The organism is Streptomyces sp. NPDC004721, assembly GCF_053601495.1.
The window spans coordinates 12,369-33,816 of sequence record NZ_JBSGBZ010000010.1; the positions used below are offsets into that span (position 1 = coordinate 12,369).

The 21,448-nt window shown below is 72.9% G+C and carries 20 protein-coding genes and 1 pseudogene; 15 read left to right on the forward strand and 6 right to left on the reverse strand.

Features of this window, described 5'->3' with window-relative positions; translation table 11 throughout:
* The first annotated feature begins 91 nt into the window (after window positions 1–91).
* Both ACWEK3_RS11285 and ACWEK3_RS11290 read left to right on the forward strand, forming a co-directional pair.
* Complete coding sequence (locus ACWEK3_RS11285) at window positions 92–2,533, forward strand: SpoIIE family protein phosphatase (RefSeq protein ID WP_450545971.1); 2,442 nt, start codon at window positions 92–94, stop codon at window positions 2,531–2,533.
* Window positions 2,534–2,725: 192 nt separating this feature from the next.
* Window positions 2,726–3,112, forward strand: coding sequence for an STAS domain-containing protein (locus tag ACWEK3_RS11290; protein ID WP_361410561.1), 387 nt, complete (start codon window positions 2,726–2,728; stop codon window positions 3,110–3,112).
* Window positions 3,113–3,118: 6 nt separating this feature from the next.
* Here ACWEK3_RS11290 and ACWEK3_RS11295 read toward each other — a convergent pair.
* A pseudogene (locus tag ACWEK3_RS11295) lies at window positions 3,119–3,427 on the reverse strand (MarR family transcriptional regulator); the annotation flags it as partial.
* Between ACWEK3_RS11295 and ACWEK3_RS11300 the strand changes: the two are divergent.
* From ACWEK3_RS11300 to ACWEK3_RS11335, 8 genes are all read left to right on the forward strand, one after another.
* On the forward strand, window positions 3,357–3,506 hold the full coding sequence (locus tag ACWEK3_RS11300; RefSeq protein WP_450545969.1) for a hypothetical protein: 150 nt from the start codon (window positions 3,357–3,359) through the stop codon (window positions 3,504–3,506). The pseudogene ACWEK3_RS11295 and the gene ACWEK3_RS11300 overlap by 71 nt on opposite strands.
* A 184-nt stretch (window positions 3,507–3,690) precedes the next feature.
* Entirely contained in the window at window positions 3,691–4,590 is a 900-nt protein-coding gene (locus tag ACWEK3_RS11305) for an STAS domain-containing protein (RefSeq protein ID WP_384441549.1), read from the forward strand.
* Window positions 4,587–5,015 (forward strand): STAS domain-containing protein, encoded by a 429-nt coding sequence (locus tag ACWEK3_RS11310; protein WP_453249554.1) that lies wholly within the window; start codon window positions 4,587–4,589, stop codon window positions 5,013–5,015. The genes ACWEK3_RS11305 and ACWEK3_RS11310 overlap by 4 nt, the downstream gene beginning before the upstream one ends.
* Window positions 5,015–5,455 carry an anti-sigma regulatory factor gene (locus ACWEK3_RS11315; RefSeq protein WP_450545965.1) on the forward strand — a complete coding sequence of 147 codons (441 nt, stop codon included), beginning with the start codon at window positions 5,015–5,017 and terminating at the stop codon, window positions 5,453–5,455. The genes ACWEK3_RS11310 and ACWEK3_RS11315 overlap by 1 nt, the downstream gene beginning before the upstream one ends.
* Window positions 5,455–6,501, forward strand: coding sequence for a SpoIIE family protein phosphatase (locus ACWEK3_RS11320; protein WP_453249555.1), 1,047 nt, complete (start codon window positions 5,455–5,457; stop codon window positions 6,499–6,501). The genes ACWEK3_RS11315 and ACWEK3_RS11320 overlap by 1 nt, the downstream gene beginning before the upstream one ends.
* Complete coding sequence (locus ACWEK3_RS11325) at window positions 6,498–8,267, forward strand: PP2C family protein-serine/threonine phosphatase (RefSeq protein ID WP_453249556.1); 1,770 nt, start codon at window positions 6,498–6,500, stop codon at window positions 8,265–8,267. The genes ACWEK3_RS11320 and ACWEK3_RS11325 overlap by 4 nt, the downstream gene beginning before the upstream one ends.
* Before the next feature lie 308 nt (window positions 8,268–8,575).
* Window positions 8,576–9,940, forward strand: coding sequence for an NAD(P)/FAD-dependent oxidoreductase (locus tag ACWEK3_RS11330; protein ID WP_384441564.1), 1,365 nt, complete (start codon window positions 8,576–8,578; stop codon window positions 9,938–9,940).
* A 111-nt stretch (window positions 9,941–10,051) separates the two neighbouring features.
* Entirely contained in the window at window positions 10,052–12,304 is a 2,253-nt protein-coding gene (locus ACWEK3_RS11335) for an FUSC family protein (RefSeq protein WP_450545959.1), read from the forward strand.
* A gap of 36 nt (window positions 12,305–12,340) precedes the next feature.
* Here the strand turns inward: ACWEK3_RS11335 and ACWEK3_RS11340 are convergent, their stop codons facing one another.
* From ACWEK3_RS11340 to ACWEK3_RS11350, 3 genes are all read right to left on the reverse strand, one after another.
* Window positions 12,341–12,772: a hypothetical protein gene (locus tag ACWEK3_RS11340; RefSeq protein ID WP_141364461.1), complete on the reverse strand. Its 432-nt coding sequence runs from the start codon at window positions 12,770–12,772 to the stop codon at window positions 12,341–12,343.
* Window positions 12,773–12,862: 90 nt separating this feature from the next.
* Window positions 12,863–13,735 carry a SigB/SigF/SigG family RNA polymerase sigma factor gene (locus ACWEK3_RS11345; RefSeq protein WP_390875697.1) on the reverse strand — a complete coding sequence of 291 codons (873 nt, stop codon included), beginning with the start codon at window positions 13,733–13,735 and terminating at the stop codon, window positions 12,863–12,865.
* 201 nt (window positions 13,736–13,936) lie between these two features.
* A complete protein-coding gene (locus tag ACWEK3_RS11350; RefSeq protein WP_453249557.1) occupies window positions 13,937–15,184 on the reverse strand; it encodes an RNA-guided endonuclease InsQ/TnpB family protein in 1,248 nt (415 codons plus the stop codon).
* Window positions 15,185–15,212: 28 nt separating this feature from the next.
* Between ACWEK3_RS11350 and tnpA the strand changes: the two genes are divergently transcribed.
* The 5 genes from tnpA to ACWEK3_RS11375 all read left to right on the forward strand — a co-directional run bounded on the left by tnpA (window position 15,213) and on the right by ACWEK3_RS11375 (window position 19,276).
* A complete protein-coding gene (tnpA, locus tag ACWEK3_RS11355) occupies window positions 15,213–15,629 on the forward strand; it encodes an IS200/IS605 family transposase (protein ID WP_453249558.1) in 417 nt (138 codons plus the stop codon).
* A gap of 127 nt (window positions 15,630–15,756) precedes the next feature.
* On the forward strand, window positions 15,757–15,978 hold the full coding sequence (locus ACWEK3_RS11360; protein ID WP_361410590.1) for a nucleoside-diphosphate kinase: 222 nt from the start codon (window positions 15,757–15,759) through the stop codon (window positions 15,976–15,978).
* A 236-nt stretch (window positions 15,979–16,214) separates the two neighbouring features.
* Complete coding sequence (locus tag ACWEK3_RS11365; protein ID WP_390875698.1) at window positions 16,215–17,621, forward strand: cytochrome ubiquinol oxidase subunit I; 1,407 nt, start codon at window positions 16,215–16,217, stop codon at window positions 17,619–17,621.
* A gap of 40 nt (window positions 17,622–17,661) precedes the next feature.
* Window positions 17,662–18,672 carry a cytochrome d ubiquinol oxidase subunit II gene (locus tag ACWEK3_RS11370; protein ID WP_453249638.1) on the forward strand — a complete coding sequence of 337 codons (1,011 nt, stop codon included), beginning with the start codon at window positions 17,662–17,664 and terminating at the stop codon, window positions 18,670–18,672.
* A gap of 151 nt (window positions 18,673–18,823) precedes the next feature.
* Window positions 18,824–19,276 (forward strand): cyclic nucleotide-binding domain-containing protein, encoded by a 453-nt coding sequence (locus tag ACWEK3_RS11375; RefSeq protein WP_141364455.1) that lies wholly within the window; start codon window positions 18,824–18,826, stop codon window positions 19,274–19,276.
* A gap of 18 nt (window positions 19,277–19,294) precedes the next feature.
* Here the strand turns inward: ACWEK3_RS11375 and ACWEK3_RS11380 are convergent, their stop codons facing one another.
* Both ACWEK3_RS11380 and ACWEK3_RS11385 read right to left on the reverse strand, forming a co-directional pair.
* On the reverse strand, window positions 19,295–20,602 hold the full coding sequence (locus ACWEK3_RS11380; RefSeq protein WP_450547657.1) for an MFS transporter: 1,308 nt from the start codon (window positions 20,600–20,602) through the stop codon (window positions 19,295–19,297).
* Window positions 20,603–20,641: 39 nt separating this feature from the next.
* Complete coding sequence (locus ACWEK3_RS11385) at window positions 20,642–21,397, reverse strand: TetR/AcrR family transcriptional regulator (protein ID WP_450547656.1); 756 nt, start codon at window positions 21,395–21,397, stop codon at window positions 20,642–20,644.
* Window positions 21,398–21,448: the final 51 nt, after the last annotated feature.

Below are 21,448 nucleotides of genomic sequence, written 5' to 3' on the forward strand. Positions count from 1 at the left end.
CGGCGCCCGCCCCGCGCAGCGGCGCGGCGAGCCCGGTCCCCCGCGGCACCGCCCGCACCGCAGCGCCGTTCAGCCGAGGAGCCTGTCCATCGTGAGCACGTCCGAGCAGCAGCGCGATCCGGCCGGCGCCGGACCGGTTCCGGAGCCGTCCGAGTCCGGGGCGCGGCCGCCCGCCGGCGGCCCGGCACCGGCCGATCCCGCGGGCGCCTACCCCACGTCCCCCGTGGGGCGGCTGGCCGCCACCGTGGAGCGGTTGCGCCGCGAAGTGCGCGCCGCGCAGGCGGAGGCCGAGGGCCGGGCCCTGATGGAACTCGCCAAGGGCATCCTGGTGGAGCGGCTGGGCTGCGGTCCGGCGCAGGCCGCCCGGCAGCTCGCCGAGCTGGCCGAGCAGGCCCGGGTGACGCCGCTGGAGTTCGCGGTGGAGGTCATCAACCAGGCGGCCCGCGACCGGGTCTCCGAGGTCACCGACGCCTTCCTGGCCGCCGCCGGGGGAGCGCGGGAGCGCGACTCGGCCGTGCGGTTGCGGGCCGCGGAGAGCGGGGCACTGGCGGCGGACGACACCCAGGCCGTCGCCGACTCGCTGCTGGAGCACGCGCTGCGCCCGCTGGGCGCGGTGGCCGTGGCGGTCTGGGCGGCGGGTGCCGACGGCTCGCTGACCCTGTCGGGCAGCGCCGGTTTCTCCCCGGCGGAGGCCGCCCGGTGGCGTTATGTGCCGCCGGAGGTGTCCACCGTGGCCCGCCGGGGTCTCACCGAGCGCACCGGCCAGTGGTTCACCTCGCTCGCCGCGACCGGGCTGCCCACCATCGGGCGGCACCTGCACCCGGACGGGGGCCGGGTGGCGGTGCCCGCCGGCACCGGCGGCCGTATCCACGGGGTGCTGGAGATCGCCTGGCCCGGACCGCTGGAGACGCAGCCGCCCCAGGTCGTACGCCAGGTGGAGGCCCTCGCCGAACTGTGTGCGCACACCCTGAAGACGTCCGCGCCGGGCCAGGCCGCGGGACAGGAACCGCGGGTGCTGCCGGACGCCGCCGAGCTGATGGACCTGGCCGACGGGCTGCACGACCCGGCCCTGGTGCTGGTCCCGCACGTCGACGGCGACGGGCAGCTGGTGGACTTCCGCATCCAGCACGTCAACAGCCGCTTCCTGGATCCGGCCGGCCGGCCGCGCGCCGTGGTCAACGGCGCGCTGCTCCTGGAGGCCTTTCCCATGGCCGCCGGGAAGAGCGAGCTGTTCCAGCGGGTGGAGCGGGTGTACGCCACGGGCGAGGTGTACCGGGCGCACCGGATGCATCTGACGGCGCTGGTCGACCAGGTGCCGCTGTCGGCGGTGGCGGACATCAGCATCAGCCGGCACGGCGGCAGCGTGCTGCTGATATGGCGCATCGAGGACGAGACGGCACGGCTGGCGAGCCTGCTCCAGCACGCGCAGCGCCTCGGCCGCATCGGCGGCTTCGAGGAGAACCTGCTGACGGGCGAGATCACCTGGAACGACCAACTGTTCGGCCTCTACGGCCGCGTCCCGTCGAACACCCCGGTGCCGCTGGAGGAGCTGCCTTCGCACGCCCACCCGGACGACGCCGTGGCCATCGGGCGGTTCCTGCGCACACTGCTGCACCACCGCCGCCCGGCCTCCGCGGCCTTCCGGCTCCAGCGGCCCGACGGGGTGACCCGGCACATCCGGGTGGTGGCCGAGCCGGTCCTGGACACCGACGGGCGGCTGTTCGTGGTGCGCGGCGCCTACCAGGACATCTCCGCGCAGCACTGGACGGAGGTCGCGCTCGCCGCCACGCGCGACCAACTCGCGCACACCGAGCAGCAGGCGACCGAGCGCAACCGGCTGACGCTTCAGTTGCAGCACGCCATCATGCCGCCCACCCAGGCACCGCTGCGGGTGAGCGGGCTGGACGTCGCGGTGCGCTACCGGCCGGCGGAGACCGAGCAGTTGGTGGGCGGCGACTGGTACGACGCCGTGGTGCTGCCCTCCGGGCTCGTGCTGCTGTGCGTCGGCGACGTCGCCGGCCACGGCATCGAGGCGGCCACCAGCATGGTGGTGCTGCGCAACGCGCTGCGGGGCCTGGCCGTGACCGGGGCCGGGCCGGGCCAGCTGCTGTCGTGGCTCAACATCGTGGCGCACCATCTGACCGGTGCCGTCACCGCCACCGCGGTCTGCGCCCTGTACGACCCCCGGCGGCGCACCCTGCGCTGGGCCCGGGCCGGGCATCTGCCGCCCGTGCTGGTCCGCGGCGCGGAGGCGGCGGCGCTGCCCCTGGTCCGGGGCATGCTGCTGGGCGCGGTGGCGGAGGCCGTGTACGAGGAGGCGGAGCTTCGGTTCGCGCCGCAGGACACGCTGCTGATGTACACCGACGGTCTGATCGAGCGCCGGGACCGCTCCATGGAGGAGTCGCTCAGCCATCTGCTGACCACGGCCCGTTCGGCGCCCAGGACCCTGGACCAGCAGCTGGACCGGCTGCTGACCTACAGCAGGTCGGACACGGACGACGACACGTGCATCGTGGGCATCCGGGTCGCCTGACGGTGAGCGGTCGCCGCCCGGTCCGACGCATGGCGACCGCGTTGCGGGGTACGCGCGGGTGCGCAGTGGGGGGTACCGCCCGTCGCCGTTGATGCGAAATGGATCACGTCACCGGTGCACGACCGGTGTGCGTCGAAGGCGTCGACGGGGGTAACCGCCACTGGCCTGCGTCAGCACTCGTTGGAGGTATCCGTGCCCCTTGCCCACAATCCGCTGTCCGTGGAGGTCACCCTGCCCCGGGAGGATGTCGCCCTGCTCACGGTCGAGGGCTACCTGGACGTCGACACCGCGACCGAGTTGCAGGCTCATCTGGCCAACCAACTCCACCACGGCCGACGGCACTTCCTGCTGGAGCTGTCCGCCGTCCCCTTCATGGACTCCTCGGGGATGAACATCATCCTGCGGGTGTACCAGGAGGCCCGGGAGCGGGCGGGCAGCGTGCACATCATCGCCCCCGCCCCGGCGGTGCTGCGGATCCTCGATCTCACGGGGGTCAGCATCACGGTGCCGGTCTCGCAGAGCGCCGAGGAGGCGCTGGCCCTGGTGGACCGGAAGCCGGAGGAGCCGGAGGCGAAGTGAGCCCGTCGGCATCCGCTCCAGCACGGACCGCAGCTCCGTCTCCCGGCGCGCACGCACATCGGCCAGGAACGCCCGGCCGCGGCGGCTGAGGCGCAGTTCCACCTCCCGGCGGCTGGTGGCGGCCACCTGCCGCCGTACGAAGCCCACCGCCTCCAAGCGGTCGCAGAGCCTGCTCGCGGACGGCGGCGTGGAGCCCAGGGCGCCGGCGAGGGTGCGCAGGTTGATGCCTTCGTCGTGTTCCAGGATGAGCAGCACCCTGAGCTGGGAGGCGGAGACGGGCGCCGTGGACGCGCGGCCCCACAGGACCTCCAGCAGCTCGGCCGCCGTGGAGGTCACGCGCGCCACCTCGCCGGGCGGGTGGGAGGACGTCACGCTGACACGCTCGGAGGGTTGACGCGGGCTGTCAGCTCGCCCCGGTGGCCCCGTCCCGACCGGGTTCGGGGAGCGGGCCGAGGCCTTCGGACGCGGTGTCGTGCGAGGTCGGCCTGTGGTTACAGTTGTCGCCCGGCAACGGTCGCACCGCCGTGCCGCCCGGGGGCGGATTCGCAACGGTGCAACGTGGATGAGGAGTTGAGCAGGTGCCGGAGCAGGCAGCGGCAGCACAGCACGGATCGCCGGCGCGCGAGGTCGCGGACTTCCTGCGTCGCCGCAGGGAGCAGATCGCCCAGCGGTGGGCCGAGGAGCCGCTCTTCCGGACCGTGTTCACCGTGTCCCGGGACGAGGCGGTGGAGGCGGGCCGCGCCGTCGTCGACGCGCTGGCCGAGGTGGCCGCCTCCGAGCGGGTGTCCGACCCGGACGCCCACGGTTTCCTGCTGGTGCGCGAGCAGCTGGCGCGGATGGGCGCCGCGCGCGGCAGGACCGGTCTGACCGCCTCGGAGGTCTCCCGGGACGTGGACGCCCTGCGGCCGCCCGCGGTGGAGCTGCTGACCGCCGAGCTCGCCGACGCCCCGGCGGAGCACCTGTGGGAGTGCGCCGGCGTCCTGACGGTCCTGACGGGCACCCTGCGCCTGGTGGTGATGCAGACGGCGCTCAGCGAGGGACAGGCCCTCATCGACCGCCAGCGGCTCCAGCTGCTGGAGGTGGCCACCCCGGTCATCAAGCTGTGGGACGGCATCGTCGCGGTCCCCCTGATCGGAACGCTCGACAGCGCCCGCAGCCAGGTGGTGATGGAGACGCTGCTGGAGGCGGTCGTCGACCAGCAGGCGCGCTACGCGATCCTCGACATCACCGGGGTGCCCACCGTCGACTCGCTGGTCGCCCAGCATCTGATGAAGACCGTGGCGGCCGCCCGGCTGATGGGCGCCGAGTGCGTGGTCTCCGGCATCCGCCCCGCCATCGCGCAGACCATCGTCCACCTCGGCCTGGACCTGGGCACGGTCGTCACCCGCGCGACCCTCGCCGACGCGCTCGCCCACGCCCTGCACCAGCTGGGCGCCGACATCGTGAGCCGGGCACCGCATGGTGTGGGTGAACGGTGACCTACCGCTTCCCCACCCCCGGCACGGGACACGTGCCGGTGCTCCGACTCGGCGACGTGCTCCTGGTCACGCTCCAGGGAGATCTGCACGACAGCACCGCCGAACAGCTCCAGCAGGACATCGGCGAGGCCATCGCGAACAACGCGGCCACGGGGGTGGTCATCGACATCTCCGGTGTGGAGATCGTCGACTCGTTCCTCGGCCGGGTGCTGGCCGAGATCGCGGCCAACGCCAAGCTGCTGGCCGCGCAGACCGTGGTGGCGGGGATGCGTCCCGCGGTGGCGATCACCATGGTCGAGCTGGGTCTGACGCTGCCCGGACTGCGCACCGCGCTCACCATCGAGGACGCCCTGCGGCTCGTCACCGCGCACACCGAGCACACCGCTCTGCCGCGCCCCGGCGGCGCCCAGGCGGGGAGTCGGTGATGGAGACAGCGGCGGGCGTCCGGGCCTGCCTGCCGATCCGGTCGGACATGGATCTGGTGTGGGTGCGGCAGCATGTGCGCCAGGCGGCCGCCCGGCTCGGCTTCGGCCTGGTCGACCAGACGAAGCTGGTCACCGCGGCCAGTGAGCTGGCACGCAACACGCTGGTGCACGGCGGGGGCGGGCAGATGGAGGCGGCCCTCGTCGTCGACGGGCGCGGGCACGGGCTCCGGCTGGCGTTCAGCGACGAGGGGCCGGGCATCACGGACCTGGACCGCGCGCTCAGCGACGGCTACACCTCGGGCGACGGTCTGGGCATGGGCCTGGGCGGCGCCCGGCGCCTGGTGCACGAGTTCGCGATCGACAGCACGCCGGGCACCGGCACCACCGTCACCGTCACCTCCTGGGCGACCCGGGCGCCGCGGCCGTACGAGGGGCCCTGATGCCGCGCGTCTGGGAGGTCCCGGTGCCCGACTCGACCCGGGTGCGCGACGCGCGGGTCGCCGCCGAGGACGCGGCCGCGCTGGCCGGCCTCGACGAGTCCCGCACCGCCGCCGCGGCACTGGTGGCGACCGAACTGGCCACCAACGTGCTCAAGTACGCCGAGGGCGGGCGGCTCCTGATCGAGGTCGTGCCCCCGCCGAGTGCTCCGGGCGGGCACGGCGATCCGGCGCCGGTGGTGCAGATAGCGGCCGTCGACCACGGTCCCGGCATGGCCGACGTCGCCGCCGCCGGGCGCGACGGGTTCTCCACCAGCGGGTCGCTCGGAGCCGGACTCGGCACCTGCCGTCGCGCGGCCGACGAGTTCCACCTGCACAGCGCTCCCGGCCGGGGCACGGTGGCGCTCGCCCGGGTGGGCGCCATCGTCCCGCGTGCCGCGGTACGGGCGGGCGGTGTCACCATCCCGTTCGCGGGGGCGGAGTACTCGGGTGACGCCTGGTCCTGGGCCGGCGCCGAGGACCGGGTGACCCTCATGCTGGCGGACGGTCTCGGCCACGGCCGGGAAGCGGCCCGCGCTTCGTCGGCGGCGGTCGAGACCCTGCACCGCTCGGCCCGCCTGACACCGGCCGAGCTGCTCCGGCGGCTCGACACGGCGCTGCGCGGCACCCGGGGGGCGGCCGTCGCCGTGGCCCAACTGGACCTGCGGGCCGGGCGGCTGCGCTTCGCCGGTATCGGCAACGTCGGGGCCCGGCTGCGCGAGGGCGGCACCTGGCGTCACCTGCTGTCCCGGCCGGGCATCGTCGGCGTGCACCGGCCCACGACGCTGCCCGAGACCGAGGTGCCCTGGGGGGCCGACCGCCTGCTCGTTCTGCACAGCGACGGCCTGCCCAGCCGGTGGGCGCCGCCCGGCGCGGCCGGTCCGCTCACGGCGACCGACCCCGCGGTGACGGCCGCCGTGACGGTACGTGACGCCAGCAGCTCCGCCCGCCCGGTCCGGGACGACACCGCCGTGGCCGTTCTGACTCCGACCCCGCCGGACCGCCCATGACACACACCGTGCGGATCATCACCGTCACCGACGCCGCCCGGGCCCGTGTCGCCACGGCCCGCGCGGCGGTCGCGTACGGGGTGCCGCCGCTCGAACGCGCCCGCCTGGCCACCGCCCTCAGTGCCCACCTACGCCGGTGCCTGGCCGAGGGCGGTGCCTGGACGGTCGTCCTCGGGACCCGGGCCCCGGCCCCCGAAGGGGACGCGGGCACACTGGACGTCACCGTGGCTCCGGCCCGCGACACGCAGGACGACGGGGAACAGCCGTGGCGGATGTCCGTGACCTGCACGGAGGCCGGCGCGCCGCCGGACCCGGAGGTGCCCGACGGCACGGACCTCCTGGCCGAGGCGCTGCTGGGCGCCGACGAGGACATGGCAGCGGCTCTGGGGACACTCGCCGAGCAGGAGGAACTGGTCGCCTTCCACCGGGAGGAGCTGCACCAGACCAACCAGGGAGTCCTGGCGCTGCACGCCGATCTGGACACCGCCTGGCGGGCCCAGCGGGAGGCGTTCGCCGCCGAGCGCTCGGCGCGCACCGAGGCGGAGGAGGCCCGCCGCAGGCTGAGGTTCCTGGCCGACGCCAGCGCGCTGCTGACGACCTCGCTCAACCACGAGGAGATCCTGCGGCGGCTGCCGGACCTGCTGGTGCCCCGGTACGCCGACCGGGTCGACGTATGGCTGTTCGACCACGAGGACGAGCGGCTCCGGTCCGCCCCGCATCCGGCGGCCGCGGTGCTCGCGGCCCGTACCGGCAGGCCGCAGTACGCGGCCGACCACCCCGCTGACCTGCCGGGCGTCGACAACCAGCCGCCGTCCGCGCTGAACCCCGGCCGGCCCCTGCTCTGCGTCCCGCTGCTCGCCCGGCGGGCACCGCTCGGTGTGCTGACCCTGTCGCCGCCCGGCGCCCGCTGGGACCCCGACGACGCGGTCATGCTGATCGAGCTGGCCCGGCGGGCCAGCGTCGCCCTCGACAACGCGCGCCGCTTCGAGCACAACCGCGACATCGCCGAGACGTTGCAGCGCGCCCTGCTCACCGATCTGCCCACCACACCGGGCCTGCGCCTGGCCGCGCGCTATCTGCCGGCCACGCACGGGCTGAACATCGGCGGGGACTGGTACGACGCCTTCCGGCAGCCCGACGGGAGCCTGATCACCGTCATCGGCGACGTCACCGGCCACGGGCTGCACGCGGCCGTGATGATGAGCCAGTTGCGCACCGCGCTGCGCGCCTACGCCGTCGACGGCGGCAGCCCCGGCCGGCTGCTGACCCGGCTGCACGTGTTCCTGCACCATCTCCAGCCCGACCTGTTCGCGACCGCGGTCATCGCCCGGTTCAGCCCGGACGATCCCACCGTCACCTGGGCCGCCGCGGGCCATCCGCCGCCCGTGCTGCGGATGCCGGACGGCCGGGTGCACGTCCTCGACGCCAAGCCGGGCGCCATGCTCGGCATCCCGCTGAGGCAGGAGATCGAGGACCACACCGTGCGCCTCTCCCCCGGCGCGACCCTGGCGCTGTACACGGACGGTCTCGTGGAGCGAAGGGCACGGGGCATCGACCCCGGCATCGACCGCCTCGCCGCCGCCCTCGAGGCGTTCGACCCGGCCGATCTGGACGCCGACCTGGACGGCTCGGCGGACCGCATCCTGGGCCCGCTGCTGAGCGACTCCGAACGCGACGACGACGTCTGCCTCCTGCTGTGCCACATCGACCGCGCGGCCGGCGGGGAGCCGGACCGGGTCCCGGCGGGCGCGGACCACCTGCGGTAGCTCCGCGCGGCGTCACCCCGCACGCGGCCGCGGGACGAACGGGCCCTCCCACGGCCCCTGGGCGCTTCCGGAACGGACCCGGTACGGCACCGGATCCCGGGAACCCGCCGAGGCGGCCCCCGCCGTCCGGCCAAGTTCCGGACGGCGGGGACGACGGAGTCCGGTGCGCGCGCGGCCCGGTGGGGGCATCGTTGTGCTCGTGGACTCGACGGATCCGATGGACCGGTGAGGTGCGAAGCAGCGGTCCACGGGCAGACGCAAGGACGTCCTTGCAGCCGCCCGGAGCCCCGCAGAAGGGATGAAACATCGTGACACGACCCAGGATCCTGGTGGTCGGCGCAGGCTTCGCCGGTGTGGCGTGCGTCCGCCGTCTGGAGCGTAGGCTCTCCCCCGGCGAGGCGGACATCACCCTGGTGACGCCGCGGTCCTACCAGCTGTATCTGCCGCTGCTGCCCCAGGTCGCCTCCGGGGTGCTGACACCCCAGTCGGTCGCCATCTCCCTGCGCCGCAGCAAGAAGTACCGCACCCGGATCATCCCGGGCGGCGCCGTCGGCGTGGACCTGAAGGCCAAGGTGTGCGTCGTCCGCACGCTCACCGACCACGTCGTCGACGAGCCGTACGACTACCTGGTACTGGCCCCCGGCAGCGTCACCCGGACGTTCGACATCCCGGGGCTCCTGGACCACGCGTTCGGCATGAAGACACTGGCCGAGGCCGCCTACATCCGCGACCACGTCATCACCCAGCTGGACCTCGCCGACGCCAGCGAGGACCCGGCCGAGCGCGCCTCGCGGCTCCAGTTCGTGGTGGTCGGCGGCGGGTACGCCGGCACCGAGACCGCGGCGTGCCTGCAACGGCTGACGCACGCCGCCGTCAAGCGCTACCCCCGGCTGAACCCGGCGCTGATCAAGTGGCACCTGATCGACATCGCGCCGAAGCTGATGCCGGAGCTGGGCGACAAGCTGGGCCGCAGCGCCCAGGAGGTGCTGGGCCGCCGGGGCATCGAGATCTCGCTCGGGGTATCCATCGCCAAGGCCGGGCCGGAAGAGGTCACCTTCACCGACGGCCGGGTGGTGCCGACCCGCACCCTGATCTGGACCGCGGGCGTGGTGGCCAGCCCGCTCATCGCGACCCTCGGCGCGGAGACGGTCAGGGGCCGGCTCGCGGTGACCGCCGAAATGTGCCTGCCCGGCCACGACGGGGTGTTCGCGCTCGGGGACTCCGCCGCCGTACCCGACCTGGCCAAGGGCGACGGCGCGGTGTGCCCGCCGACCGCGCAGCACGCCACGCGGCAGGGCCGGCGGGTCGCGGAGAACGTCATCGCGACGCTGCGCGGGCAGCCCCTGCGACCGTACGAGCACAGGGACCTCGGTCTCGTCGTCGACCTCGGCGGCGCGGACGCCGTCTCCAAGCCCCTCGGCGTGGAACTGCGCGGCGTCCCGGCCCAGGCTGTGGCCCGCGGCTACCACCTCGGGGCGCTGCGCACCAACGTCGCCAAGACCAGGGTCGCGACCAACTGGCTGCTCAACGCGGTCGCCGGGGACGATTTCGTCCGCACCGGATTCCAGGCCCGCAAGCCCGCCAAGCTGAAGGACTTCGAGTACACCGACGCGTACATGACGCCCGAGCAGGTGCGGGAGCACGTCGAGCGGGCCCGCCCCCGGCAGGTGTGACACCGGGGCAGGCCTCTCCCGCCGGTACGGCCGGGCCGCGAAAAGCGGTCCGGCCGTGACATGCCATGCTGGTCGGGCGGATCATGAGGGTGAACGGGAGGGGGCGGCGGCGTGGGAGCAGCACAGAGGCCGGTCCGGTCACGGCTGCGTGATCGCTTCACGGCGTCCGATCCCGGCCTGCTGCGGCTGGCCGCCGGATCGCGGACGGCGGGCTCGATCGCGCTGACGCTGGCCGTACTCGGCGTGCTGCGCGTGCCCGTGACGCTTCTGGTGGCCGGGGCGATCGCGTCGATGGCGGCCACCTTCGCCATCCGGGAGAAGCAGCGCTCGCAGCAGGCGGTCACGCTCGCCCTCGGTCTTCCGGTGGCGCTGGTGTCCGTCTCGCTCGGCGCGCTCCTCAACCGGCTCGTGGTGGCCGGGGACGTCTTCTTCGTCGTCCTGATCTTCTGCGCGGTCTACAGCCGCCGGTTCGGCGACCGGGGCAACGCGCTCGGCCTGATCGGCTTCCAGCTCTACTTCATGTCCCTGTTCGTCGGCGCCACCGCGTCGGCGCTGCCCGCGCTCTACGGTGTCATCGCGGTCGCGTTCGCCTCCAGCGCCCTCGTCCGGTTCGTGATCGTGTACGAGACGCCGGCGGGCGTCCTGCAACGCCTGCGCGAGGCGTTCCGGGTGCGTCTGGCGCAGCTGGTGACCGCCCAGCTGGAGCTGCTGGACGCCGGTCCGGACGAGGTCGAGAAGGTCCTGGAGGCGGTGCGGGAGGGCACGGCCCGGCTGCACGAGACGGCGATGATGATCCAGTCCCGGCTGGCGGAGGGCACCTCCGACGAGGCCGTGGCGCGGCTGGTGCAGCGGCGGATCGCGGACGCCGAGATCGCCGCCGAGCGGCTGGGGCTGCTCCTGCTGAACGCCCGCAGCGCCGAGCGGACCAACACGCTCACCCTCCACCTGCCCGGCGCGTCCGTCCCCTCCAGCGGCCGGCTGCCGGTGCGGGACGAGGCGGCCGAGACGCTGCGCCGCGACCTGCGGGCGCTGGCGATGCTCGTGCTGCGGCCCGTCGGGGAGGGCGGCGGGACCGCGCTGGCGCACGTACGCAACCGGCTCCTCGGCTACCGCGACGAGGAGAACCTGCCGCCCGCCTCGCCCGCCGTGCAGGACGTCTTCCGCGGTATCGGCGAGACCGCGCGGGCCGTGATGGGGCTGCGGATCGCGCTGGACGGCCCGCAGGACGAGTCCGACGACGCGCCCGCGACGGTCCGCTCCCGGGAGGAGCTGGACGCGGAGACCGCCGCCATCGAGGGCGCCGAGGAGGCCGAGCGGGAGGAGCAGGTCCCGACCGGGTGGCGGCGGCCGACCACGCGGGCGGCCGTGCAGGTCGCGGTGGGCTCGTCGCTGGCCATCGTCGGCGGCGAGTTCCTCTCCAGCCAGCGCTGGTACTGGGCGGTGCTGACCTGCTGGATCGTCTTCATCAACACCTCGTCCACGGGCGAGATCCTGGTCAAGGGCTACCGCCGTCTGGTGGGCACGGTGCTCGGCGTCGTGGCCGGCATCGTGCTGGCGGGGCTGGTCGGGCCGCACACGTGGACGGCGCTGGCCCTGGTGCTGCTGTTCGTCTTCGCGATGTTCTACACGGCCCCGCTGTCGTACACGCTGATGTCCTTCTTCGTCACCGCGGCGCTGGGACTGCTGTACACGCTGCTGCACAGGTACAGCGCGGCGGTGCTCGTGCTGCGTGTGGAGGAGACGGCGCTCGGGGCGGCCTGCGGGATCATCGCGGCCGCGCTGGTGCTGCCGGTGCACACCAGCGGCCGTACGAACGAGCTGCTCGGCAAGGCGCTGGAGCGGCTGACGGACGTCACGACCGGCGCCGTCGAGCAGCTCAGCGGGGGCCCGGCGGTCGATCTGCTCGACCGGGCGCGCGACCTGGACCAGGCGCTGGGCGATCTGCGGGCGGCCACGCAGCCGCTGACGCATCCGATCACGCCCCTGCGGGCTCGGCGGAACACCGCCCAGTACGTCGTGGCGCTGCTGGAGACCTGCGCCTACCACGCGCGGTCGCTGGCGGCGACCGCCGAGCTGCTGCCCACCCATCCATCGATAGCCGCGGATCCCCGGCTGCGCCAGGCCTGTGCCCGGACCACCCGCAACATCGAGACGATCCGCGCGCACGTGGCCGACGAGCCCACCACCGCCGAGGTCGAGCGGGGTCCGAGCATCGCCTCGCTGCTGGAGGCGGACGGGGCGCCCGGCGTCCCGCGGTACGGCCGCATCACCGACCGGGTGCTGCGGCACCTACAGCGCTTGGACGAGGCGGTGGTCGGCCTGGCCCGCCCGCTGGACGTCCCGGTGTCGAAACCGGCGCCGTGACGGGCCGGGGCCCGCGGCCCCGGCCCGTCACGCCGGTCAGAAGTCCGTGGGCATGTCGCTGGCCTCGGCGATGCCCCGCAGCTCCTCGGTCTCCCGGTGCCGGTCGCGGATGTAGTCGGCGATCTCGGTCAGGCGCGCCGGGTCGGCGGCGGTCGCCGCGTCGGTGACGACCCGGACCGGACCGGTCTCCTCGATGTCGAGGACGACCAGTTCGTTGTCCAGCCTTCCGGTCACCGCGGTGGCGATGACCAGGGCGGCCTCGTCCCGTATCTCCTGGGGGAGGCCCTGCGCCTGGGCGCCCTCCAGCGGGAAGTCGGCGGAGGGCACGCCGCGTTCGTCGATCGCCCGCAGGACCGGGTCGACGACGTCGAGCAGCAGTTCGTACTCCTCCTCGGGCATCCGGACGCGGAGCAGATCGAGATACACCTCCACGGCCCGGCCGTCGGGCGGAAGCTCGTCTTCGTTCATTGGCTCCGTGTTCCCCGCGTACGCCCGCTCAGACGCGGAACGCGCGATCGGCAGCGGGGGCCGACGGCACGGGCCGGGGAGGGCTGCCTCTCACGTCGTGGGTTCCGTCGCCGGTCCCGGTCCGTCGCCGGAGCGGTTCGCCCGTTCCGACAGCACCTCGTCGCGCACGCGCGCACAGCTGCGGCTGATGAGCCGGGAGACGTGCATCTGGGAGATGCCGAGCCGGTCCGCGATACGGCTCTGTGTCATGTCCTCGAAAAAGCGCATGTAGAGGATGGCCCGTTCGCGTTCGGGCAGCCGGCGCAGCCCTTCCTTGGCCGACTCCCGGTCGACGACGGTGTCGTAGGAGGAGTCCGACGCGCCGAGGCTGTCCGCGAGGCTGTAGCCGTCGCCGCCGGCCGACAGTTCGGCGTCCAGGGACAGGGTGCTGAAGCTGTCGATCGCCTCCATCCCCGAGTTGACCTCCTCCTCCGTCAGCCCGGCGTGCGCGGCGATCGCCGCGACCGAGGGTTCGGGGCTGCCGGGGTTCTGGATGAGTTCGCGGCGCGCCACCCGTACCTTGTTGCGCAGTTCCTGGACGCGGCGGGGCACCCGAAGCGCCCACATCCGGTCCCGGAAGTGCCGCTTGACCTCGCCGGTGATGGTCGGCACGGCGTAACTCTCGAAGGCGCCGCGATCCGGGTCGAACCGGTCGATCGCCTTGACCAGCCCGAGTGCCGCCACCTGCCGCAGGTCCTCGATGGACTCGCCGCGGTCGCGGAAGCGGCCGGCGATGCGGTGGGCCATGGGCAGCCACGCGCTGACGAGTTCGTCGCGGACGGCCTCCCGTTCCGGGCCGTCCTGCGCGGCGGCGAGGCGTTGGAAGAGGGCGGCGGTGTCGGGGGCGTCGTCGTGCGGCCGGCGGGCGGGAGCCGCCTGGTCCGCGGGAGCGTCGGGGCGGCTTGTCGATATGTCGATGAGCATGCGGAATGGCTCCTGAACGGTGTTTCAGGGACTGACCGCGGAAGGAGTGGTGCCGTCCGGTCCGCCTGGAGACCTCCCGGAGCAGCAGGAACAGCTTCCGCTGACGCGCCTCCGGTCCGAAGCACGAGGTTCCGTCTGCCCGGTGGCGGGAGCGACAAACTCCGGTTCGCGTAGTTCTTCTCCCTTGACGTGCTCCCTGGCCTAAAGTCCAGGGATTCCGGCCTGGGTCGTCTGACCTTTCCGGGGGCTTCCTGCTTCAACGCGCTGTGCCGGGACTTTCGTCCTGGTCTTACCGGCGCTCCACGAGGCGTTTAGCGTCTCCGCCCGTCCGGCGGCGACGATTCGGCGTCCTTCGAAGAGGACGTTGCGGGCTGCATTGTGGTCGCGGTCGTGCACCGTGCCGCACTCGCCGCACGTCCACTGCCGCACGTGCAGGGGCTTGGGGCCGTCCCGGAATCCGCAGGCCGAGCAGACCTGAGAGGACGGGAAGGCCCGGTCCACCTTGGCGAAGGTGCGGCCGTGCTTGACCGCCTTGTACTCCAGCATGCCGACGAACGCGGACCATCCCGCATCGTGCACGGACTTGGCGAGCCGGGTGCGGCCGAGACCGGACACCGCGAGGTCTTCCACGTACACCGCTTGATTGTCGCGAATGATCTGCGTGGAAGCCTTGTGGTGCCAGTCCCGGCGCCGGTCTGCGACCTTGGCGTGCTGGCGTGCGACCTTGATGCGGGCCTTGGCCCGGTTCTTCGATCCCTTGGTCTTGCGGGACAGCTCCCGTCCAAGGCGCTTGAGCTTCTTTTCCGCCCGGCGCAGGAAGCGGGGGCTGTCGATCTTGCTGCCGTCGGACAGGACGGCGAAGGCGGACAGGCCCAGGTCGATCCCGGCGTCGCATTCCAGGCCGGGGAGGATGTCCGGATCGGTGTCCACGACGAAGCTGAGGAAGTACCGGCCGGAGCTGTCTTTGGTGACGGTCAGGGACGTGGGCGCGGCCGGAAGCCGGCGGGACCACTTGACCTTGAGATGGCCGACCTTGGCCAGGTACACCGTGCCGTTCTCCTGGAGACAGAAGGCGTTGGTGTTGAGGCGGATCGACTGCCGGGTGTCCTTCTTCGACTTGTAGCGGGGAGGCCCCACCGTCCGGCCCCGCCGCTTGCCCTTGATCGAGTCGAAGAAGTTCTTGTAGGCGGTGTCCAGGTCCCGCAGAGACTGTTGCAGGACGACCGCCGACACGTCGGCGAGCCAGGCCCGTTCCTCGGTGCGCTTGGCCTGGGTGATGCGAAGCCGGGACAGCTCCGCTGATTTCACATAGGGCAGTCCTGCCGCGTGTGCTTCCTTCCGGTCACGCAGGCAGTCGTTCCACACCACGCGGGCGCACCCGAACGCACGCGCCAGCGCACGGCACTGGGAGGCGTCCGGGTAGGTCCGGTAGTTGTAGCGGAGCTGCACAACCCAAGACGCTACTACGATTGGCCTCATGGATGGCCGGAACGACTACAGGCGTGGCAGGCACGTTGTTTCGGCGATGCATGTGCACTTGGTCTTTGTGACGAAGTACCGGCGCGGGGTGTTCAACGACGAGATGCTCACGCGCTGCGAAGAGATCATGCGCAAGGTGTGCGAGGACTTCGAGGCGGAGCTGAAGGAGTTCAACGGCGAACGTGATCACGTCCACCTGTTGGTGCACTACCCGCCCAAGGTCGCCGTCTCGAAACTGGTCAACAGCCTCAAGGGCGTCTCCGCCCGCCGGATACGCCACGAGTTCAACGGCCGGAGCAACCCCGCCATCATGCACGGACCCCTGTGGTCACCCTCGTACTTCTCCGCATCATGCGGCGGAGCACCATTGGCGATCGTCCGCCAGTACATCGAACAGCAAACACGTCCGCTCTAAGGTGCAGGTCAGAGCAGCCTTGAGATGCCTTCATCCCCGGCGTGAACGCCGGGACCTTCTGCAAGAGTCCCGGTAACGGCCGATTCGAGCCGCCATCACGGCGCGCGGGAGCGGGTAGGTGGAGGACATGACCGATGTGGTGCACTCGGACGAACTGCTGCGGCGCATCCAGCGCGCGAGGGCGTGCGCGGCACAGGAGGAGCGCGGGTGGCGGGACCGCCGCGACACCCTCGGGGCGACCGATCCGGACGCCGCGCGCGAGGCGGCCGTACGCGCCTTGAGCTACGAGGCCGTCCTGCGGGTGCTGGACGAGATCCTGGCCCCGGGCCGGCACGCCGAGCGGGGCTGACGGGCGGAAGTGACCCCGCTCACGTGACCCGGTTCCGGCTGCGCGGAACCGCCCAAGATGGTTTACGGTTCATTTATACGCGGCGACGGGGTCGACCCGAGGCGTCCCCCGTACACCGCCATATACGGCCCTGGCTGGCCTCCCCCGTCCAGCCAGGGCTTTTTCATGTCTTCATCCGGAGATGGGCGAAGAATCGCGGTTCGGTCCGTTCCAGCCGGGTACTGGCGGTTCTCGTGATGCGCGCTCTGCTCTCCGGGCCGGGGGTGCTCGTCGTGTACGCGGTCCGCCGGGTGACGGAGGGAGACCTGGCGGCGGCGCGGGCGCAGATGGGATTCTCCCTCGCCTGGCACATCATCGTGGCCTGCCTCGGGGTCGGGCTGCCGGTACTGACCCTGCTCGCGGAGTGGTACGGCATCCGCACCGGCGATCCGGCGCACCAGCTGCTGGCCCGCCGGTGGGCACGCGCCATGGGCGTGCTGTTCGCGGTGGGCGCCGTCTCCGGGACCATCCTCAGCTTCGAGATGGGGCTGCTGTGGCCTGGACTGATGGGCAGGTTCGGCCAGGTGATCGGGCTGCCGTTCGCCCTGGAGGGCATCGCGTTCTTCCTGGAGGCGATCTTCCTCGGGATCTACCTGTACGCCTGGGACCGGCTGCCGCCCCGCCGCCATCTGCTGACCGGCATCCCCATTGTCGTCGCGGGCACCGCGTCGGCGTTCTTCGTGGTGTGCGCCAACGCGTGGATGAACCAGCCGCGCGGCTTCACCCTGCGCGACGGCAAGGTCGTGCACGTCGACCCGTGGGCGGCGATGCTCAACCCGGCCAGTCCCCCGCAGACCGTGCACATGATCCTCGCGGCCTTCATGGTGGCCTCGTTCCTGGCCGCCGCCGTGTACGCGGTGGCCCTGCTGCGCGGGCGCCGGGACGCCTACCACCGGGCCGGGTTCCTCATCCCGTTCACGCTGGGCGCGATCGTGGCCCCGTTCCAGATCGTCGTGGGCGATTGGGCGGCGCGCTTCCTGTCCGGCTACCAGCCGGCCAAGCTCGCCGCGATCGAGGGCGTGTACCGCACCGGCTCCCACGTCCCGCTGACCATCGGCGGTGTCGCGGGCGACAACGGGCTGAAGTACGGCCTGGAGATCCCCGACGGGCTGTCCCTGCTGGTCGGCTACCGCCCCGGCACCGTCGTCCGGGGCCTGGACCGCGTGCCGGTCGCTCTGCGTCCACCGGTCACCGGTGTGCACTGGGCCTTCGACCTGATGGTCGCCATCGGCTTCTTCTTGCTGCTCATGGGCGTATGGCTGCTGTGGCAGTGGTGGCACCGCCGCCGTACCGGCGGGGAGCTGCGCACGCCCCGCCCGTTCCTGGCGCTCGCCGCAGTCGCCGGCCCGGCCGCGGTGGTGGCGCTGGAGTGCGGCTGGACCGTGACCGAACTGGGCCGGCAGCCGTGGATCGTGTGGGGCGTGATGAGCGTGCGGGAGGCCGTCAACCCCGCCCCGGGCCTGATGACCGGCCTGTGGCTGGTGCTGGTGGTGTACGCCGCCATGACCGCCGCCACCGTGTACGTCCTGCGCCGCCTGGCCCGGGGCACCCCGGTGCCGCAGGCTCCGCAGGAGGCGGACGTCACGCGGTACCCCGTCGTGTGAGGCCCGCCGGGCCCCGCCGTACGACCCCTTGGAGGTGACCGTGCTCGCGGACGCGGCGCTCGCCGTGATGTGGCTGGGCCTGACCTGCTACGCCCTGTTCGGCGGGGCCGACTTCGGCGCCGGGGTGTGGGACCTGCTGGCCGGCGGAGCCGAGCGCGGGCGGCCCCGGCGCGAGCTGATCGAGCACAGCATCGGGCCGGTGTGGGAGGCCAACCACGTGTGGCTGATCTTCGTGGTGGTGATGCTGTGGTCGGCGTTCTCCCCGGTGTTCGCCGCCGTGATGTCCACGCTGTACATCCCGCTGACGCTGGCGGCGCTGGGCATCATCGCGCGGGGCGCCGCCTTCGCCTTCCGCAAGGCCAGTACCGAGCTGTGGCAGCAGCGGCTGTTCGGGGCGTGCTTCGCGCTGTCCTCGCTGCTCACACCGTTCTTCCTCGGCACGGTCGCCGGCGGTGTGGCCTCCGGGCGCGTGCCGCCGGGGCTCGCCGCGGGCGATGTGATCACCGGCTGGCTCAATCCGACGTCGCTGCTGGGCGGAGTGCTGGCCGTGGTGACCTGTGCGCACCTGGCGGCGGTGTACCTGTGCGCCGACGCGGACCGCGAGGGCCGGCCCGAGCTGGCGGCGGCCTTCGCCCGCGACGCCGTGCTCAGCGGGCTGGCGGCCGGAGTCGCGGCCCTCGCGGGGATCGCGGTGCTGCACGCGGACGCCTCGGCGCTGTTCCACGGGCTGACCCACCGGGCGCTGCCGCTGGTGATCCTCAGCGCGGTGGCCGGGCTCGCCGGTCTCGGCCTGCTGGTCCGGCGGCGTTTCGTGGCCGCCCGCGGGGCCGCCGCCCTGGCGGTCGCGGCGATCCTGTGGACGTGGGGCGCGGCCCAGTATCCGGCCATGCTGGTCGGCGGCACCACCGTCGCGCAGGCCGCGTCGAACGCCTCCGTGCTGGCCGCGGTCCTGGTGTCGCTGGGCGTCGGCGCGGTGCTCCTGGTCCCCTCTCTGTGGCTGCTGTACGCCACCTTCCAGCGCGGGTCGGCCGGACAGCCCTCGTCGCGGTGAGGGAGCTGTGAGCAGGAGCTGTGAGCAGAAGCAGAAGCGGTGAGCAGAAGTTGAGAAGTCGCCTCCGCCGAGGTGCCCTGGGGACCCGCAGCGGCTGAAATGGGGAGGAGGCACATGCGCGGAACCCATCGCCGGCGAGGAGCTTCGGGTCATGACCAAAGCGATAAAACTGCTGACCGCCCTCCCCCAGAAACAACGCGAGCGCCTGATGGAGGTCGCGCGGGAGGTCTCCTTCCCCGAGGACACGAGGATCTTCGAGGCGGGGGGCACGGCCGACCGCTTCTGGGTCATCCGCTCCGGCGCCGTGCACCTGGACCAGCAGGTGACGCCCACCCGCAAGGTGACGGTGGCGTCCCTCGGCGCGGGCGACCTGCTCGGCTGGTCCTGGCTGTTCCCGCCGTACCAGTGGGACTTCGGGGCGGAGGCGTACAGCCAGGTCCGCGCCTACGAGTTCGACGCTTCGGCGGTGCTGGCGCTGTCCGTGGAGGATCCGCTGCTCGGGCTGTCGCTGGTGCGGACCGTCGCCGAGATCCTCGCCCACCGGCTGGAGCTGACCCGGGGCAAGCTCCTGGAGCAGTACACCATCCCCCGGCGCTCTCACTGAGCCACCGGATCCGGTGGCTCAGATCCGGTAGCGGCGCAGCGCCGGGACGGCCGCCGCCAGGCCCAGCGTCAGGACGACCACCAGCAGGCCGCCGCCGGCCACCGCCGCACGCGGGCCGAACGCCGAGCCGGCCGTACCGTGCAGGACGTCCGCCAGGCGCGGACCGCCCGCGACGACGACGGTGAAGACGCCCTGCATACGGCCGCGCATCTCGTCGGTGGCGGCGGACAGCAGGATGGCGCCGCGGAACACCATGGAGACCATGTCGGCGACCCCGGCGGCCGCCAGGAACACCACCGCGAACCACAGGCTGCGGCTCAGTCCGAACCCGGTGACGGCCGCTCCCCAGGCGGTGACCGCGCCGATCACCATCCAGCCGTGCCGGCGCGCCCGGGAGAAGGTGCCGGAGAACAGCCCGCCGACCACCGCACCGACCGGGATGGCCGCGAACAGCAGGCCGAGCGCGAGTCCTTCGCCGTAGGGGGCGTACGTCTCGGCGGCGAGCTGCGGGAACAGGGCGCGGGGCATCCCGAAGACCATGGCGATGATGTCGGCGAGGAACGACAGCAGCAGCACCTTGTGCCCGGAGATGTAGCGGAACCCGTCGGCTATCTCCCGCACCCCCGCGCGGCGCGCGGCGGATCCGGCCAGGGGCGGCAGCGCGGGCAGGCGCAGCACCGCCCACACGGTGACGCATAGGGCCACGGCGTCGATGAGATACAGCTCGGGCAGCCCGATGACGGGGATGAGCGCGCCGGCCAGCAGCGGTCCGGCCACCAGACCGGTCTGCATGACGGTCGATCCCAGGGCGTTGGCGGCGGGCAGCTCCTCGGCCGGGACGAGTCGGGCGATGGAGGCGTTGCGGGCCGGGGAGTTCAGCCCGAAGAAGGCCTGCTGCACGGCGAGCAGCACCATCAGCACCACGACCGAGTCGAACCGGGCCGCGGCCTGCAACCAGAACAGCACCGAGGTGACCGCGATACCGCTGTTGGTGATCAGCAGCAGTTTGCGGCGGTCCATCGTGTCGGCGACCGCGCCGCCCCACAGCGCGAACACCACCATCGGGACCAGGCCGGCGAGGCTGGCGTAGCCGACCCAGGCCGAGGAGCCGGTGATGTCGTAGATCTGCTTGGGCACGGCGACGGCGGTGAGCTGGCTGCCGACCGCGGTGACGATGGTCGAGGACCACAGCCGGCGGAAGGCGGGGCGGCGCAGCGGCCGGGTGTCCATGGCCCAGCGGCGCCAGCCCCGTCGGTCGGCTCTGGGCGGGTCGGGGGCGTCGCCGTGCGGTGCGGTGCTGCTGTCGGCGCTCTCGCTGGTGTCCACGGGCTTCCTGGTTGCTCGTTACATCTATCGGTGCGGTGTTCAGTGTCGCAGCACCGGCCGGGCCTGGGGACCGCCTCGATCCGGAAAGCTGCCGCGTACGCGCTCCAGTTGGGCCGCCGCGCTGTCGAGCAGCATGTCCAGGGCGGTCGGGTAGGCGCTGGTGACCATGCGGGTGGCGAGCAGGGGCGCCGCCTCGGCGATGCGCGGATGCGTGGTGGCGGGCAGCAGGGCGTAGGTCGAGTGCCACATCTCCTCGTCGGCGCGCAGGGCGGCGCTCGGCAGGGCCAGGGAGGCGGCGTCGAGCGCGGCGAAGGCGAGGGTCTGGTCGACGAAGGCGTGGTAGATCCGCACCGTGTGGGGCAGTGGGAAGCCGGCCCGGCGCAGCACGCCCAGGACGGCCTCGTCGGCGGCCAGTTCGTTGGCACGGCCGGAGACGCGGTTGGCGGTCACCACGGCGGCCTGCGGATGCGCGACGTACGCGGAGTGGATGCGCAGGCCCATCTCGCGCAGGTCGGCCCGCCACCGCCCGGTCGGCTCCCAGCCGGCCAGCGCCCGGCCGATCAGCGCGTCGCCGATCGCCAGGGTGAGGTCGTCCATGCCGCGGAAGTAGCGGTAGAGGGTGCTCGGGTCGCAGTCGAGCGCCAGGCCGAGGCGGCGGGCGGTCAGTCCCGCGCTGCCGTGCTCCCGCAGCAGGCGCAGGGCGGTGTCGACGATCAGTTTCTCGGACAGTACGGTGCCGCTCCGGGTGGGGCGGCGCCGCCGTCGCTTGTCCTCGGGAACCACCGGTTTGGGCATCCCGACCTCCTCGGACTCCACGCTTATGCCAACACCATTGACCTTACGTGG